Genomic DNA, 14,957 nt, shown 5'->3' on the forward strand with positions numbered 1-14,957 from the left:
AGCCGCTCTCTCTGCTACTGATCCGACCAGACTGCCAATTCGTAGCCGTCTGGGTCCAGAAAGTGGAAACGGCGCCCACCAGGGAAGGCGAATACGGGTTTAGTGATCGTGCCGCCCGATACTTCGATGCGCCGCTGCGTCTCGGCCAGGGCATCCCCATACACAATGACCAGCGGCCCTCCTGGGCGTATGGGTTCACCCGTGGTAAAGCCGCCGGTCAACCGGCCGTCACTGAACTCGGTGTATGTCGGCCCGTAGTCGGTGAACTTCCAGTCAAATACGGCGCCATAGAAAGCCTTGCTGCGCGCGATGTCAGCGACGTTGAACTCAATGTTGTCGATTTGCCGATCCCGGCCTTTTATTGCCATGCCTTACTCCTGATGCTGTTTGAATAGCCGCCATCCCTTCTGTCTGAGCCATAGGGCATACCCGGTCCAGGTGACGATCGCCGCGGTCGAGCAAGAAAATCGCCAAATTAGGCAAGTAAGCTGATAACGCCTTATATTTTATGCACTTCACACTCGAAGCTATGGTGCGTTCTGTCGCTCTCGAAGGGCGCGAAGCGACCGCGGCGCACTAACACCTTTGAGCGAAGCCATTTTCCAATTAGCCGCAGCAGAATTGCCTCATGCGCAGGTCGTTTGTACTCAACCTGAGTTACCGTTTGCGAAAATTCGAGCGCCCACTCTGGCGGGTCTGACTGATGCACTTACAAGGCAACTTAAGTCCTATAGGAAATCTATGAGCTACACGATCCATTGCACGAAAAAGCTGCTCGAACGCGTCAAGCCAGAAGCTATCGCAGCCAGTGGCGCGTTAGGCACCACCTTGCTTGGCAACTGGTACGCCACAGTCGTGTTTTGGAAACCGCAAGTAGCCTTGCTGGTCAATGAGAAAACGCTACTGCCCGTGTTCATGCCATTGGTTCCAGCGAAAAACTTGGCAACGCGCTTTCCTGCGTATCTGGCAGATGTACTCGAGGCTCATGGTGTCCCCCAGCAGTTCATCGACCATGAGCTTGCGCAGATGAATGAAGTCCAGTGCGCCAAGACATCAAACCGTAGTGTTGTCGGCATCATGAACCAGTTCCCTTATCTGGCGGAAGGCGACCGCGCATTCCTTGAGTCGAATGATCTGCTTACTTTGTCGATCAGCCTATCTGAAACACCGTTCAGCCCCTTGTACCAAAGTGCTGGATCACCTGACCGCGAATTGCAACTTCTCATCAGCAGCAAGAACTTCGCCAGATAGCATATGAGCGAATTGCGCGGGCAAATGTGAATCCTGCCGCGCCCTGCCGACAGGGTCTGCGTTGACCCGCAAGTCGAGGTCGTTCTCGACACCCTGAACCTGCATGACAGCAAGGTAAGCACGTGGATGCCGACTCATGACTCACCCGCCAGCAAGACCGCGCCCTCGTCTGACCAGTACCAATCCTCGCTATCCAGATCGCGCACCCGGGCCAGCTCTCGCCCGAGGCGCGCCTGCCAGTGCGTGGCATGCGCTGCGTCGGCCTGCACCAAGCGCTGCAGGATGCGCAGTCGGCTATCCCAGTAGCCAGTCATGCCTTCGCCGGCTGCTTCGTCAGAGCTGAACAGCGCCCGCGCACGCTCATGCTGCAGCAAGGCCTCATGCAAGCTGGCTTCATCGGGCTGCCGCGCGTCGGCATCATCCAGCACACGAGCGCCAAGCCGATGGTGAGCCGCGCCCAGCATGTGACCCACGTCTTGGTCGCTTGAAACAAAAGGCCACAGCTGCAAGCCAGCCAGGCGCTGCACCATGTCTGCGCAGGCTTGGCGATTGCCTTCCAAGTCGCCCAGCTCCAGGCTGGCCCAGCGCTTCTTGTCCAGCACATGGGCCCACTTGAAGGGGTCTGGGCTACCAGCCGCTTCAAGCAGGGCCTGCGCCTGCAGTGCTGCCTGCCAGGCTTGCGCCGGGTCCTTGGCGCGTTCGGTCTCAGCCATCAGGCCACCGAAGGCCTCGTGATCCAGGTCGGCACTGGCCTGCAGGCTGGCTGGGTCGAAGTCGGCGTAGTTTGGCAGCGTGTGCATGCCGCTGAGCACACGCAGTTGCTGTGCCTGTTCGCGTTCGCCCTTCAGCCACAGCGCGAAGCCAAGCCAGAACCACGCACGGCGGCGCAAGTCCCACAGGCGCGCCACCCACTCCGCCTCTGGCGCTTCGCTGGATGGCTCATCGCCCAACGCTGCCGTGGCTTGCAGCAGCCACTGCGCATCAGCCTGAGCCTCATCCACCAGGGGCGCCGTTTGCGTCAACCAGGCCTGCGCACGCAGCAGCACCCAGTCGGCGTGGCCCATCGCCTCGTCCAGCCCGTCAATCTCGTCCGCATCTGGGTCTTGCGCCGCTGGTGCACTGGCCCGCGCCAACAGCTTTTCCTCCTTCTTGGCCAGCTTGTTGCCAAGCGCCCAGCCTGCGTTCCCCAAAAGCCGCTGTGCCGTGGGCAGCAGTGCGTCGGCCGGGACAGCTTGCGGCGACTGGCCTTTTTCGATGGCCAGCGCGCACAGGGCCGCCGTGCGGCGCGCCAGGGGTAGCACGATCAGATCGATGCTGTAGCCCTCACTCAGCCACTCCTGGTAACGGGCGTCTGGCACGAACTGCGCTGGCACGGACTCAATCCAAGTGGTGCCGTGGGTGTTATAGCAGGCATCGGCAATGGCTTGCGTGTACACATCGGCTGGAATCTCATAGGGGTTCAAGCTGTAGCTTGACTCGGTAGACTCAATGCATTCCAGCACATCGACCTCGGTCCAGAACACCCGCCACCAGCACTCACCAATGTCTTTGTCATTTGCCTGCAGCCAGGGCAGTTGGTGGCGCTCAACCAAGGCGGGCCAATCCGGGTGTTGGCCGTAAAGCGCCTGCGCATGGGCGTACAAGGTTTGGTCCACCCGCTGACCAGGAATGGCCTCAATGGCTTGGATGCGCACGCCTACCACGGCGCGCACGAATTCGGGAGAGTGCGACAGTCGCCAGGGCAGCTCATTCAGGAAAAAATAGGTCCCTTCGTACCAAGCCACGGCCTGAGCCCACAGCGCATCGGTCTGCAGTGCATGTGGCAACCGACGGATGTCGTAGGCGTTCTGGCGCACCATGGCCTGGGCAACGGTGGGAGTAATGGCGGCTTCAGGCAAATGCTCAGTCTGAGCACCGCAGGCCAGCGCCAGCAAGGCCAACGCCTCGTCCCACACAGCTTCGGGCACGGCCTCGGCATCGAAGTGCTGCCTGCGCCAGTCCGGTGCGGCGTAAGGCCAGGGCTGGGCCTGCATGCACAGCGCGTGCGTGACCAGCTCCGCCGGCAAATGGCCCAGCACATCGGCGTTGGCCCGCACCAGTTGCACAGCCACATCGGCATTCACCTGCGCCTGCACCAGCGCTTCATCAAATGCAGACAGCCAGGTGCTGGCGCTGCCTGCGCACTGGGCCACCAGGGCATGCAGCAAGGCTGGCGTGCGCTGCGCCTGGACAACCCGACCGATGTTTTTCGGGTCCGCAGCCACCAGCTTGGCCTGCAGCGCCACGGTCTGCGCCTCGTCCAAGGCCTTGGCTTCGCGCTCGGGCCAATCCGACTGGTGCTCGGCGGGGTTCACAGCTCGCAGGTGGGCGTGCGCCGCGTATGCGAGGTCAAACACTTCGTTTTTGCCCATCGCGGTGCGATGCGCTTCCTCAGCCTGAGCAAGGTGCGCTTGCGCCGCCTCGCCCGGCCGCTGGGACAAGCGCCAATTCCACAAGCCGCGCAGCCAGTGCACCGAGCCTTTTTCCGCCCAATTGGTGCCCTGCAAGGTCTGCAACCTCTGCTCAGCCTCGGCCAAGCGCCCTTGCACCAAGGCGATTTCGAGCAGCACGCGCTGCATCTCAGCTCGCTCAGTGTCCATGTCCTCGTTCAGCCGGTTCAGCTCGACCTGCGCCACTTCTCGCGCCTCGTCAGCCTGCCCTTGGTACAGCAAGCTCAGGCTCAGGTAGTAGGCCGACGCGTCCTTGAACGCGGTCTGCTGCTTGGGGAAGGTTGCATGCGCGCGCTGCAGGTAGGGCAAAGCTTGTTGCACAGCACCCTGTTCAAACAGGATGCGCCCCATGGCTGCCAGCGCTGGCGAAAAGCCCGGTGCCAAGGCAACGGCCTGGCGGTGCGCCATCCATGCCTGCTCGGGTTCAGCCGCCTCCTGCAATGCCACGCCCTGCCGCCAGGGTGCCAGGGCCGCAGGGTCAAAGCCATCGCGCCAAATGCTTTTGCCCTCGTTCTTGTACTGCGTCAAGCGATCAGTGCGCCACATGGGTTCGTCGTACGAATCAGCCTCCGGCACGCCATACAGCTCGTCGCGCAGCGCGTAGATGCACTCGTGCCAGAGCAGCATCGGGTTGGGCATGGCGTGGACCAGCTCTTCGCATGCGTCCCATTGCGCCATCAACATGATCACCGTGTCTGACGACAACACCAGTGGTTCGTCACAACGCACGAACCAGAAGATGGCCAAAGGGGTTTTGACATGGCCCAGCACAGGCTCCCGCGTCACTTCATCGTCCTCCGCCATATACACCAACAGGTGTTGGCATTCAATGGTGCCCAGCACCTGCAATACCGTGTGTGGGGACACGTGAAGCTCGGGCATGAGCAGGTCTCCACTCACACATACCGCCCGCCAGCCCGGAAGTTCCTGCGCGTGCAGACTGCCCTGCACCCACAACACGTCAACACCTGATTCAGCCAACGCCGTCATCTGCTCGCGGTCCAGCTGCACGTCAGTGGGCATCACCAGCACGAGCGCGTCGTCCGACAGGTCTTCGGCCAGGTCCTCTCGCACCTCCACGCCCGCCTCGCCGCACAGCGCCTGCCATCGCGGCAGAAACTCGTCGCCGCGCATCAAGGACCAGCCGGGTACCACCAGCAATTTCTTCAACTTGCGCTCAATCTCCGCGAACTCGTCTGACATCTGTCACCCTCCCTGGGTTGTGGTCGCGTGCAACTTCTTGCGAGCCACGGGGCTGGCTTCGTGTGAGCGCATCACGTTCCGTTGATTTATACAGTATCGAGCCAGGCGGATCTCCATAGGTGACAGCGCCCGGTCTTCGGGCACGAAGGTCGCGATAGAAACCGCGCTCAAGCCGTCGGCTGGGTTGTTACGAAAAACTAGAGACAGGACATTAAAACGTATGCAAATATCCCATTTATCGAAAAAAAAAGACATATGCCTTTCCTTGCTCTTCTTCAAGTCGGAGGAAATCGACCTCACCCCACCATAGAGCAAACCACGCAGGTGGCCCTTTTTCCACACACGGCGCGGACCTGGAGGTCATCTTGAAATGCCTAGGTGATAACTAGCGCCTAGTGCGGAGGAGGCACAACCCGATGCCCGACAAGCAACTTAGCGATGAATATCTGAAATAGGGATAGATATCAAATAGCTAAAAGCAACTATGCTCGACGCCAGAGGCAAGGTCGGCCGAGCTTCTACCTGCCTCTTTCCGCAGAGAACCCCTCCATGACTGATACTCTCCAATCCCTTAGCCAACAACAACTTGCGTTTGCGCAGGAGCGTGAGTGGGAACAGTTCCATTCGCCCAAGAATTTGGCATCGGCCCTGATTGTGGAAGCGGGCGAATTGCTTGAGCACTTCCAATGGATGACTGAGGACCAAAGCCGACAGCTCCAACAAGAAAAGCTTGAGGCTGTAGGCAGCGAGATGGCGGATGTGCTCCTTTACCTCGTTCAGCTAAGCAATGTGCTCGGAATAGACCTGGTGAAAGCCGCGCAGGCAAAGATCAAAGTCAACTCGCAAAAATACCCAGTCAACCTCGTGAAGGGCAGTAGCAAGAAATACGATCAGCTTTGATTGAGCAGGAACGGGTACAGCGGTGATCATCTACCAAGCCAGCAAGAAAGAGTTTCTTCACCACACACTCCGTGAAGACATTGAGGAGATCATGCTTCGCCATGTCCGTCACGCGGGCGTCACTGGCGGTAGTGAGAGCGAAGTGCGTTCGTGGCGAAGCTCGCTGTTTGAGATGGCCAAGGTACTGCAGGATGAGGAGATCCCAGAAGATGCAGGCATCGCTATTGAGTATCAGCTACCTCGCAGCTCGCAACGCATCGACTTCATGATCACGGGCGAAGACGAAGAAGGATCCCCCAAAGCGGTGATTGTTGAGCTAAAGCAGTGGTCCACCTCTCGTTACAGCACAAAAGACGGGGTCGTCTGGGCAAGACGCGGTGGTCGCAGTGCAGAGACCGAAGGCGCCCACCCTTGTTATCAGGCTTGGTCGTATGCGGCACGGCTTGAAGACCTCAACGCTGCCGTGCAGGACAAAGGCATTCATCTTCAGCCCTGTGCCTACCTACACAACCATCCTCGCGACGGTCAAATCGACCACCCGCTCTACGAGCCGCATATTCAGCGAGCCCCTTTGTTCCTGAAAAGCGATAAGGACAAGCTCAGCCGCTTCATAGCCAAGCACGTGCGCCGTGGCGATCGCTTGAAGTCGCTCTATGCCATCGAGCACGGCCAAATCCAGCCATCGAAAAGCCTGATGGATTATGTGGCCAGCCTGATGCAGGGCAAGAGCGAGTTCGTGCTCATCGATCAGCAGAAAGTAGTTTACGAATCCATTCTGCAGATCGAGAAACAGTCGCAAGAAAAAAAGCAGGTATTGATCATTCAAGGCGGCCCGGGTACAGGAAAGTCGGTCCTTGCCATCAACCTGCTGGCAGCGCTTATCAATCGAAAACGCAACGTGCGTTACGTCACAAAGAACCGCGCTCCCCGAGACGTCTTCCAAGCCAAGCTAACCGGCACCTTTACCAAAACTCGACTCGGAAACCTTTTCAGTGGTTCTGGCTCTTTCACCGAAGACGAAGCTAACACTCACGATGTCTTATTGGTAGACGAAGCACACCGACTCAACGAGAAAAGCGGCCTTTACCGCAATCTGGGGCAGAACCAGGTTCTAGAGATCATCCGATCAGCAAGATGCTCAGTCTTCTTCACCGACGATGATCAACGAGTCACGATCTTCGATATTGGCCACACTGAAGAACTAAGACGACATGCCAGAGCCTTAGGCGCCGAAATCACTGAGCTGGAGTTGACATCACAATTCCGGTGCAACGGCTCCGACGGCTACCTCGCTTGGCTGGACGACACTTTGGCAATTCGGCCCACGGCCAATCAATTGCTTGATCCTACTGAGTACGATTTTCGTGTGTTCGATGATCCGACCGAGATGCACGACCTCATCGCAGCAAAGAACCAAGCGAACAACAGATCTCGAGTCGTCGCTGGCTATTGCTGGCCCTGGCCCAGCAGTAAAGACCCCGAGGCATGGGACATTCAACTCCCCGCACTTGGGTATCAGAAACGCTGGAATCTCAACACAGACGGCAGCCTTTGGATCATCAAGCCAGGATCTATCCAGGAGGTAGGCTGCATTCATACCTGCCAGGGTCTTGAGCTGGACTATGTTGGCGTGATCATCGGCGACGACTTGGTCTACCATGGTGGTCAGATCGTCACAGATGCTACCCAGCGGGCGTCCTCCGACCAGTCCGTGCGGGGGCTCAAGAAGATGATCCGAGAAGACCCCAAGCGTGCCCGGGAACTGGCAGACCTCATCGTCAAGAACACCTACCGCACCTTGATGACCCGAGGGATGAAAGGCTGCTACGTATATTGCACGGATAAGGCGCTAGCTGAGTATCTGCGCAGCAGGGTCCGTTCCACTAAGAATCTGGCACCAGTATTGGCGAAGCATGACGCCAGTACCAACGTCATACCTCTAAGACGAGTCATGGAACCTGAACGTCAAAACAACAGAGCAGCGCTCCCACTTATCGACATCAAGATGGCGGCCGGCGTATTTTCGGAATCTCAAGCACTCGACAGCACTGCTGTTGAATGGGTAGAAGCGCCAGCCTGGATTTCTCCGCAACCGGGCCTCTTCGTCGCGCAAGTAATTGGTGAGTCGATGAGCCGCCGTATTCCGAATGGATCGTGGTGCTTGTTCCGCGCGAATCCCAGCGGTACGCGTCAAGGCAAAGTCGTGGTTGCCCAACATCGCAGTATTGACGACTCCGAAACCGGCGGGAAATACACAGTTAAGGTCTACTCCAGCGAGAAGACGGTCGACCCTGATGGTACCTGGCAACACGAGCGAGTAGTCTTACGTCCGGACTCATTGCAGCCGGGTTATGAGCCGATCGTGATCACACGTGGGGACGTAGACGATGAATTCATGATCGTGGCGGAGATGTTGACAGTTCTTGAAAACGAATCATAACGGCCACTTTTTTGGGCTTTCGGCAGACCGTTTCTGGCCCTCAAGTGGTGGGCGGCCTGAGAATTCGTCTGCACTCTTCTCGCCTCCAGCGCGCCGTCAACTCACATCACCCCAGAGAGGGGCTCTGGAACCGCTTGCTCACTCCGGTTCCGGATTTTTCGGGCGTCAAGACAACTGATTTCTCAGTTTGGCGAGAGTTATATGGATTTTCATCTGATTGGGTTGGAGACAGGTTGCAGCGAGCAAGCTCGCCCCTCACCCCCAGCCCTCTCCCACCCGTGGGAGAGGGGGCAAAACCACCCGTATCGTTCCGAGGCGCAAGCCGGCTGAACATTGAGCAGCTTCAGTCTCTCCCGCATGCGGGGAGAAAAACCGAACCCAGCTCTGACGTCACTTCTTTGAAGCTAAGTCAGATAACTTGTCACCCGGAGCCCCGAAGAGCTCGAACTCACTCCCACTCAATCGTCGCTGGCGGCTTGCTGCTGACATCGTAGGTCACGCGGTTGATGCCGCGCACTTCATTGATGATGCGGCTGCTGACTTTCTTGAGCAGGCTGTATGGGAGTTCCGCCCAGTCTGCCGTCATGAAGTCGCTGGTTTGCACTGCACGCAGAGCGACGACATAGTCGTAAGTACGGCCATCGCCCATCACGCCCACGCTCTTCACTGGCAGGAAAACCGTGAAGGCCTGACTGGTTAAGTCATACCAGCTTTTACCGGTGCCCTTGTCAACGTGTGAGCGCAGTTCTTCAATGAAGATGGCATCCGCCCGGCGAAGCAGATCGGCATACTCTTTCTTGACTTCACCAAGAATACGCACGCCAAGACCCGGGCCGGGGAATGGATGACGGTAGACCATGTCATGCGGCAGGCCGAGGGCCACGCCCAGTTCGCGGACTTCGTCTTTGAATAGATCGCGCAAAGGCTCCAGCAGTTTCAAGCCCAGTTGCTCTGGCAAACCGCCCACGTTGTGGTGGCTCTTGATGGTGACAGCCTTCTTGCTCTTGGCGCCACCAGACTCAATGACGTCTGGATAGATGGTGCCTTGGGCCAGGAAGGTGGCGCCCTTGTTGCCTTGGCCGTTGGCTTTGAGCTTTTCAGCTTCCGCCTTGAACACGTCCACAAACAGGCGGCCGATGACTTTCCGCTTTTTCTCTGGATCAGTGACCCCGGCCAACTCGCCCAGGAACAGATCGCTCGCATCTACACGGATGACCTTGGCGTGCAGCTTGCCAGCGAACATTTCCATGACCATATCGCCTTCGTTCAAGCGAAGCAGACCATGATCAACGAACACGCAGGTGAGCTGATCACCAATGGCGCGGTGAATGAGCGCTGCGGCTACCGAAGAATCAACCCCGCCGGACAGGCCGAGGATGACTTCTTCATTGCCCACTTGCTGACGGATGGATTCCACTGCCTCAGCGATGTGGTCGCGCATGACCCAATCTGGGCGTGTACCGCAGATGTCCAGTACAAACCGATCCAGCAACGCCTTGCCTTGTAGGGTGTGCGTGACTTCCGGGTGAAACTGAACGCCATAGAAGCGGCGCTCTTCATCCGCCATGCCAGCAATGGGGCATGAATCTGTACTGGCCATGAGCTTGAAGCCCGCGGGTAGCTCAGTGACTTTGTCACCGTGGCTCATCCAGACCTTGAGCATGCCATGGCCTTCAGGCGTATGGAAATCCTCAATGCCTTTCAGCAACTCAGTGTGGCCACGGGCACGCACTTCGGCATAGCCGAATTCGCGTGTGCTCCCGCCTTCAACCTTGCCGCCCAACTGCTGCGCCATGGTTTGCATGCCGTAGCAAATGCCCAGAACGGGGATTCCCAAGCCAAATACGGACTCAGGCGCTTTATCGTCTACTTCGTACACGCTGGCGTGGCTGCCGGAGAGGATGACGCCTTTCAGGCTTCCATCCGCGGCGTAGGCGCGCACCCAGTCATCATTGACGTCGCAAGGGTGCACTTCGCAGTACACGTTGGCTTCCCGCACGCGGCGGGCGATGAGCTGGGTGACCTGTGAGCCGAAATCGAGGATCAGTATTTTTTGATGTTGCATGGTGCCGCTGCTTCAATCCGCCCGGTAGTTCGGTGCCTCTTTCGTGATCTGCACGTCATGGACGTGAGATTCGCGAATGCCCGCTGCCGTGATCTGGACGAATTCAGCCTGGTCGCGCATGTCGTCTATGGTGGCGCAACCACAGTAGCCCATGCTGGCGCGCAAGCCGCCAGCCATCTGGAACAGAATGGAAACCACACTGCCTTTGTAGGGCACGCGGCCTTCAATGCCCTCAGGAACCAGCTTGTCAGCATTGGGGTTGCCGGTGCTGCTTTCCTGGAAGTAGCGGTCTGCACTGCCCTGCTGCATGGCGCCAATACTGCCCATGCCGCGGTAGCTCTTGTAGCTGCGGCCTTGGAACAGCACGATTTCGCCAGGCGCTTCTTCAGTTCCTGCGAACATGCCGCCCATCATCACGGTGCCCGCACCGGCTGCAATCGCCTTGGCAATGTCACCGGAGTAGCGTATGCCACCGTCAGCGATCAAGGGAACGCCAGTGCCTTGCAAAGCAGTCGCCACGTTGTCGATAGCGGTGATTTGCGGCACGCCCACGCCGGCCACGATACGGGTGGTACAGATACTGCCAGGGCCGATACCGACCTTGACACCGTCTGCGCCCGCCTCGACCAGCGCACGCGCTGCAGCGCCGGTGGCGATGTTGCCGCCAATGACCTGCACGCCGGGGTAATTCTGTTTGACCCAGCGCACACGCTCGATCACGCCATGGCTGTGGCCGTGGGCCGTGTCGACGACCAAAGCGTCTACGCCGGCCTTAACCAGGGCTTCCACTCGTTCTTCTGTGCCCTGCCCCACTCCGACGGCAGCGCCCACCCGCAATCTGCCGTTGGCATCACGCGCGGCATTGGGGAAAGTGGTTTGTTTAGTGATGTCTTTGACAGTGATCAGGCCTTTTAAGCGGTCCTGGTTGTCAATGATCAGCAAGCGTTCAAGTTTGTGCTTGTTAAGCACACCCTTGGCTTCCTCATGGCTGGTGCCCTCTTGCACCGTGATGAGACGCTCACGCGGGGTCATGATGTCGCGAACGGGTACGTCGTAGCGTGTCTCAAAGCGCAGATCGCGCCCCGTGACGATGCCCACCACTCGGCCCTGGTCGATGACCGGGAAGCCGCTGATGCCCAGTTCGTCAGACAGCTGCATTACCTGGAGCACGGTGTGCTCGGGGGTGATGACGACTGGGTCGCGCAGCACTCCACTCTCGTAACGTTTCACTTTTGCAACCTGCGCAGCCTGTTCTTGGGCCGTGAGGTTCTTGTGAACAATGCCGATTCCACCCTCTTGCGCGATGGCAATTGCCAAGCGTGCTTCAGTGACGGTGTCCATGGCCGCCGAAACCAAAGGTAGGTTCAGGCGGATGTCACGTGTGAACTGGGATGAAAGACTGACGTCCTTTGGGAGGACTTGGGAGAACGCGGGGACGAGCAAGACGTCGTCGAAGGTAAGCGCGTTACCGAGAAGGCGCATGTGAAAGCTCCAAAAAAAGAATTGTATCCGTGTGCCGTATGACCCTGTCATAAGATACGCTTTCTGTTTCGCAAAGATTGCAGCTTTAGAGTGGGTTCACCATCTTTCCGGCCCCTGAAAGATGATGAACACGTTCTCAGTACCCGTATCAATGAATTTCGCCAGAATCTTTACCGTTTGCATGCTTCTGATAGCGGCCAGCACCGCTTCCGCCCAATACCAATGGGTTGATAAGGATGGCCGCAAGATCTACAGCGACCGCGCTCCACCTGCGGATGTTCCTCAAAAAAGCATCCTGAAAGAGCCCCGAGGCGCCAGCAGAACCGCTCCGCGGGCTGCTCCAGAGTCCGCCGCCAGCAGCACAGCCCCATCTGCGCCGGCTACCGCCCCTGCGGCCAGCCCTGCCCCCAGCGGCACTGATAAAGCACTGGAAGAAAAGAAAAAGCAGGCTGAAGCCGCAGAAGCTGCGAAGAAAAAAGAAGAAGAGCAGAAAGTCACAGCTCAGCGAGCCGAAAACTGCAAGCGGGCCCTGGCCGCCAAAGCAGGTCTGGATTCCGGTATACGCATCGCACGCACCAATGACAAGGGTGAGCGGGAGTTTCTGGATGACGCCGCACGCGCCGCAGAGCAGCAGCGCACGCAAGCTGTCATTCAAGCAGACTGCAAATAGGCGTGATTGCCGGGTTACTCTCCGGTCAGTGCCCAGATCAACCCCGGATGCCCCCCAGGATTAGTACCCAGATTTAGCGCCCGCTCTGCGTTGTGCGAACAGGCCAGCGCCGCGGGCACCTTGCTTGCTGAAGCGTTCGCGCCGGGCTACCTTGGGGTCTACGGTCAACCCACGCCAAATTTCCACTCTGTCGTCATCCTGCAAAGGCTGATCAAGCGGCGCCTTGCGGCCCCATACTCCCGCGCCTGAAGGCTCCAGCACCGCTTCAGGAAAGCGCGCACGCCAGCCACTGGCATCTATGGCGTCTTGCACCGTGCTCCCCAACGGCAATGTCAGCACGGTTTCCCATAGCTGCCGCGGTGCTGGCGCGTAGATTACGGTGACTGAGAGGACCTTGGCGTTCACGCTTTGCCGTACACCTGATCAGCGCGTTCAACAAAGGCATCGACCATGCTGGCGGCGATTTTGTCGAACACGGGGCCGACCAATTTGGCCAGCAAGGTGCTCGAAAAGCCATAGTCCATAGACAAATCGATCTTGCAGGCACGCTGGCTGCCATCTCCCACGGGGGTGAACTTCCACACGCCTTCGAGCTTGGAGAAAGGCCCTTTTATCAAATGCAGGCGCACTTCGCGCCCCGGGATATGCTCGTTGCGGGTGGTAAAGCTCTGCTGTATGCCCTTGAAGGATAGGCCAACCTCTGCCTGCATGCCCGCCTCGTCTTGCGAGAGAACACGGGCGTAGTTGCACCAGGGCAGGAACTCGGGATAGCGCGCCACATCGGTCACGAGGGCGAACATTTCTTCCGGGCTGTACCAGATCAGGACTGATTTGCTGACAGTTTTCATAGAATGCACGTTTCGCCTTCGATTTTAAGAGGCTCCGCTGCGAGATTGGTGTGAAAGCAGCTGCTTCACACCAAATCACTTGCGGCAGGCGGGCATCGCCCCCATATTCTTTCCCATGGCCACTAAATCTCCTGCATCCAAATCACCTGTCATCGCCCAGAACAAAAAGGCCGCTTTCAATTACTTTTTTGAAGAGCGCTTCGAGGCCGGGATGGTGCTCGAAGGCTGGGAGGTCAAATCCCTGCGCGCGGGTAAAGTGCAACTTCCTGACGGCTACGTTGTGATCCGCAATGGAGAGTTGTTCGTGGTTGGCTGCCAGATTAACCCTCTGGGCACGGCTTCCACTCATGTCCGCCCGGATGCTGTTCGCACAAAAAAGCTGCTTCTCAAGAAGGAGGAAATCCGCCGCTTGATCGGGAAAGTGGAGCAGAAAGGTTACACCCTTGTACCGCTCAATTTGCACTGGTCGAATGGCAAGGTGAAATGCGAAATTGCCTTGGCCAAGGGTAAGGCGGAGCACGATAAGCGCGACACCATCAAAGACCGCGAGGGCAAACGAGAGGTGGAACGCGCCATGAAGAGCGTTAACCGGTAAATCTTCAACGCAGGCTCCGTGTCGGGTTAGACCGGAAGCTTAGCCTGAGGCGTTTCGGCCACGCTGAAACAGCCTCACCAGGCCTAGCCACTGCTGGGCCCAGAAACCCCGCCCGTAGTCTCGACCACTTTCGACCTGGTCCTGTATCCCCGTGGGCTGGAGGCCACCCTTCCATTCAGCGCTCTTAAAGAGCATGTCCCAGCAAGAAAACAGGATGCCAAAGTTGGCTCCATAGGGGTGGCTGGTGGTAATTCCTGGTTCATGGCCCAAAGTTACCTCGTGATGGCGGCGATGAAAGCGTGGGCTCACCGCGATTCGCTCCACCCAATTGGGCCAGCGCCAGCGCAAATTGGCGTGTTGCAAACTCTCAAATAGCTGAGAAAGCGCCACCAGGGCCACAAACTGCGAAGGCCCCACGCCGACGAGCAGGGCGACGGTCACGAAAACCATGTCTACGATCACCGAATCCAGCAGGTGATTCCGATTGTCCGTCCACATGGTCATCTGGCGCTGGCTATGGTGTACTGAGTGCAGTTGCCACCACCAGTGAAACTGGTGTTGAAAGCGGTGTACCCAGTAGCCCAGGGCATCAAACACCACCAGATAAAGCAGAAAGCTCACCCAGGCGATATCTGTCACGCCGGGCCAGAGTTGATCGATTTGCAGCGTCGGCAAGCCCTTGGCGCGTAAAAACCCAAAGAACTGAGTTGCCCACTCGTCAAAAGTAAAGAACATCGCGAGCTTGAAAAGCCCTAGGCGGTGCAGCAAGGTGTAGATCACATCAACCCGAATGGCGTGGCGATCTGTGACCGCTTCCACCGGCCAAAGACGCTGTGCGGGGCCTATGACCAAGACCATCACCACGATCTGAAGCAGGCCCACCACCAGCCAGCCGGTCGCTGTGTAGCCGTCTTCCAGCAGATTGCCTGCACCCACGGCGAATGCCACAGGCTGCACAAAACCCTCAAACAGCCACTGCTGGACAGTGGCGAAGATGTTGCTAAACCAATCCAT

At 58.2% G+C, this 14,957-nt stretch carries 12 protein-coding genes; 5 read left to right on the forward strand and 7 right to left on the reverse strand.

The genetic code is table 11. The features are described from left to right. Positions 1 to 14: 14 nt before the first annotated feature. Positions 15 to 368 carry a VOC family protein gene (locus G518_RS0108415; RefSeq protein ID WP_028602153.1) on the reverse strand — a complete coding sequence of 118 codons (354 nt, stop codon included), beginning with the start codon at positions 366 to 368 and terminating at the stop codon, positions 15 to 17. 373 nt (positions 369 to 741) lie between these two features. Between G518_RS0108415 and G518_RS34400 the strand changes: the two genes are divergently transcribed. Further along, positions 742 to 1,251, forward strand: coding sequence for a DUF6933 domain-containing protein (locus tag G518_RS34400; RefSeq protein WP_036594052.1), 510 nt, complete (start codon positions 742 to 744; stop codon positions 1,249 to 1,251). Positions 1,252 to 1,385: 134 nt separating this feature from the next. Here G518_RS34400 and G518_RS0108425 read toward each other — a convergent pair whose 3' ends face one another. Continuing rightward, on the reverse strand, positions 1,386 to 4,943 hold the full coding sequence (locus G518_RS0108425; protein ID WP_028602154.1) for a hypothetical protein: 3,558 nt from the start codon (positions 4,941 to 4,943) through the stop codon (positions 1,386 to 1,388). A 549-nt stretch (positions 4,944 to 5,492) separates the two neighbouring features. Between G518_RS0108425 and G518_RS0108435 the strand changes: the two genes are divergently transcribed. Both G518_RS0108435 and G518_RS0108440 read left to right on the forward strand, forming a co-directional pair. Further along, positions 5,493 to 5,843 (forward strand): nucleotide pyrophosphohydrolase, encoded by a 351-nt coding sequence (locus tag G518_RS0108435; RefSeq protein WP_028602156.1) that lies wholly within the window; start codon positions 5,493 to 5,495, stop codon positions 5,841 to 5,843. A 172-nt stretch (positions 5,844 to 6,015) separates the two neighbouring features. Next, positions 6,016 to 8,283 (forward strand): DNA/RNA helicase domain-containing protein, encoded by a 2,268-nt coding sequence (locus G518_RS0108440; RefSeq protein WP_245597927.1) that lies wholly within the window; start codon positions 6,016 to 6,018, stop codon positions 8,281 to 8,283. Positions 8,284 to 8,731: 448 nt separating this feature from the next. On the opposite strand, the gene guaA is transcribed toward G518_RS0108440, so the two are convergent. Both guaA and guaB read right to left on the reverse strand, forming a co-directional pair. Further along, complete coding sequence (gene guaA / locus G518_RS0108445; RefSeq protein WP_028602158.1) at positions 8,732 to 10,348, reverse strand: glutamine-hydrolyzing GMP synthase; 1,617 nt, start codon at positions 10,346 to 10,348, stop codon at positions 8,732 to 8,734. Between the two features lie 12 nt (positions 10,349 to 10,360). Next, positions 10,361 to 11,830: an IMP dehydrogenase gene (guaB, locus tag G518_RS0108450; RefSeq protein WP_028602159.1), complete on the reverse strand. Its 1,470-nt coding sequence runs from the start codon at positions 11,828 to 11,830 to the stop codon at positions 10,361 to 10,363. A 151-nt stretch (positions 11,831 to 11,981) separates the two neighbouring features. Between guaB and G518_RS0108455 the strand changes: the two genes are divergently transcribed. After that, positions 11,982 to 12,500: a DUF4124 domain-containing protein gene (locus G518_RS0108455; RefSeq protein ID WP_028602160.1), complete on the forward strand. Its 519-nt coding sequence runs from the start codon at positions 11,982 to 11,984 to the stop codon at positions 12,498 to 12,500. A 60-nt stretch (positions 12,501 to 12,560) separates the two neighbouring features. On the opposite strand, the gene G518_RS0108460 is transcribed toward G518_RS0108455, so the two are convergent. Next, on the reverse strand, positions 12,561 to 12,905 hold the full coding sequence (locus G518_RS0108460; RefSeq protein ID WP_028602161.1) for an RnfH family protein: 345 nt from the start codon (positions 12,903 to 12,905) through the stop codon (positions 12,561 to 12,563). Continuing rightward, positions 12,902 to 13,348, reverse strand: a complete 447-nt coding sequence (locus G518_RS0108465) for a type II toxin-antitoxin system RatA family toxin (RefSeq protein ID WP_028602162.1) — start codon at positions 13,346 to 13,348, stop codon at positions 12,902 to 12,904. The genes G518_RS0108460 and G518_RS0108465 overlap by 4 nt, the downstream gene beginning before the upstream one ends. A 115-nt stretch (positions 13,349 to 13,463) precedes the next feature. Between G518_RS0108465 and smpB the strand changes: the two genes are divergently transcribed. Beyond that, a complete protein-coding gene (gene smpB / locus G518_RS0108470) occupies positions 13,464 to 13,943 on the forward strand; it encodes an SsrA-binding protein SmpB (RefSeq protein WP_028602163.1) in 480 nt (159 codons plus the stop codon). Positions 13,944 to 13,982: 39 nt separating this feature from the next. Here the strand turns inward: smpB and G518_RS0108475 are convergent, their stop codons facing one another. Then, positions 13,983 to 14,957 (reverse strand): sterol desaturase family protein, encoded by a 975-nt coding sequence (locus G518_RS0108475; protein WP_028602164.1) that lies wholly within the window; start codon positions 14,955 to 14,957, stop codon positions 13,983 to 13,985.

The sequence above is a fragment of the Ottowia thiooxydans DSM 14619 genome (assembly GCF_000422885.1).
Taxonomy (GTDB): Bacteria; Pseudomonadota; Gammaproteobacteria; order Burkholderiales; family Burkholderiaceae_C; genus Ottowia; species Ottowia thiooxydans.

Excerpts from the sequence above, each read along its gene's own strand:
- guaA (WP_028602158.1), bottom strand. The coding sequence starts at position 10,348 with ATGCAACATCAAAAAATACTGATCCTCGATTTCGGCTCACAGGTCACC.
- G518_RS0108415 (WP_028602153.1), bottom strand. The coding sequence starts at position 368 with ATGGCAATAAAAGGCCGGGATCGGCAAATCGACAACATTGAGTTCAAC.
- G518_RS0108475 (WP_028602164.1), bottom strand. The coding sequence starts at position 14,957 with ATGGATTGGTTTAGCAACATCTTCGCCACTGTCCAGCAGTGGCTGTTT.
- guaB (WP_028602159.1), bottom strand. The coding sequence starts at position 11,830 with ATGCGCCTTCTCGGTAACGCGCTTACCTTCGACGACGTCTTGCTCGTC.
- G518_RS0108455 (WP_028602160.1), top strand. The coding sequence starts at position 11,982 with ATGAATTTCGCCAGAATCTTTACCGTTTGCATGCTTCTGATAGCGGCC.
- smpB (WP_028602163.1), top strand. The coding sequence starts at position 13,464 with ATGGCCACTAAATCTCCTGCATCCAAATCACCTGTCATCGCCCAGAAC.
- G518_RS0108425 (WP_028602154.1), bottom strand. The coding sequence starts at position 4,943 with ATGTCAGACGAGTTCGCGGAGATTGAGCGCAAGTTGAAGAAATTGCTG.
- G518_RS0108435 (WP_028602156.1), top strand. The coding sequence starts at position 5,493 with ATGACTGATACTCTCCAATCCCTTAGCCAACAACAACTTGCGTTTGCG.
- G518_RS0108465 (WP_028602162.1), bottom strand. The coding sequence starts at position 13,348 with ATGAAAACTGTCAGCAAATCAGTCCTGATCTGGTACAGCCCGGAAGAA.
- G518_RS34400 (WP_036594052.1), top strand. The coding sequence starts at position 742 with ATGAGCTACACGATCCATTGCACGAAAAAGCTGCTCGAACGCGTCAAG.
- G518_RS0108440 (WP_245597927.1), top strand. The coding sequence starts at position 6,016 with ATGGCCAAGGTACTGCAGGATGAGGAGATCCCAGAAGATGCAGGCATC.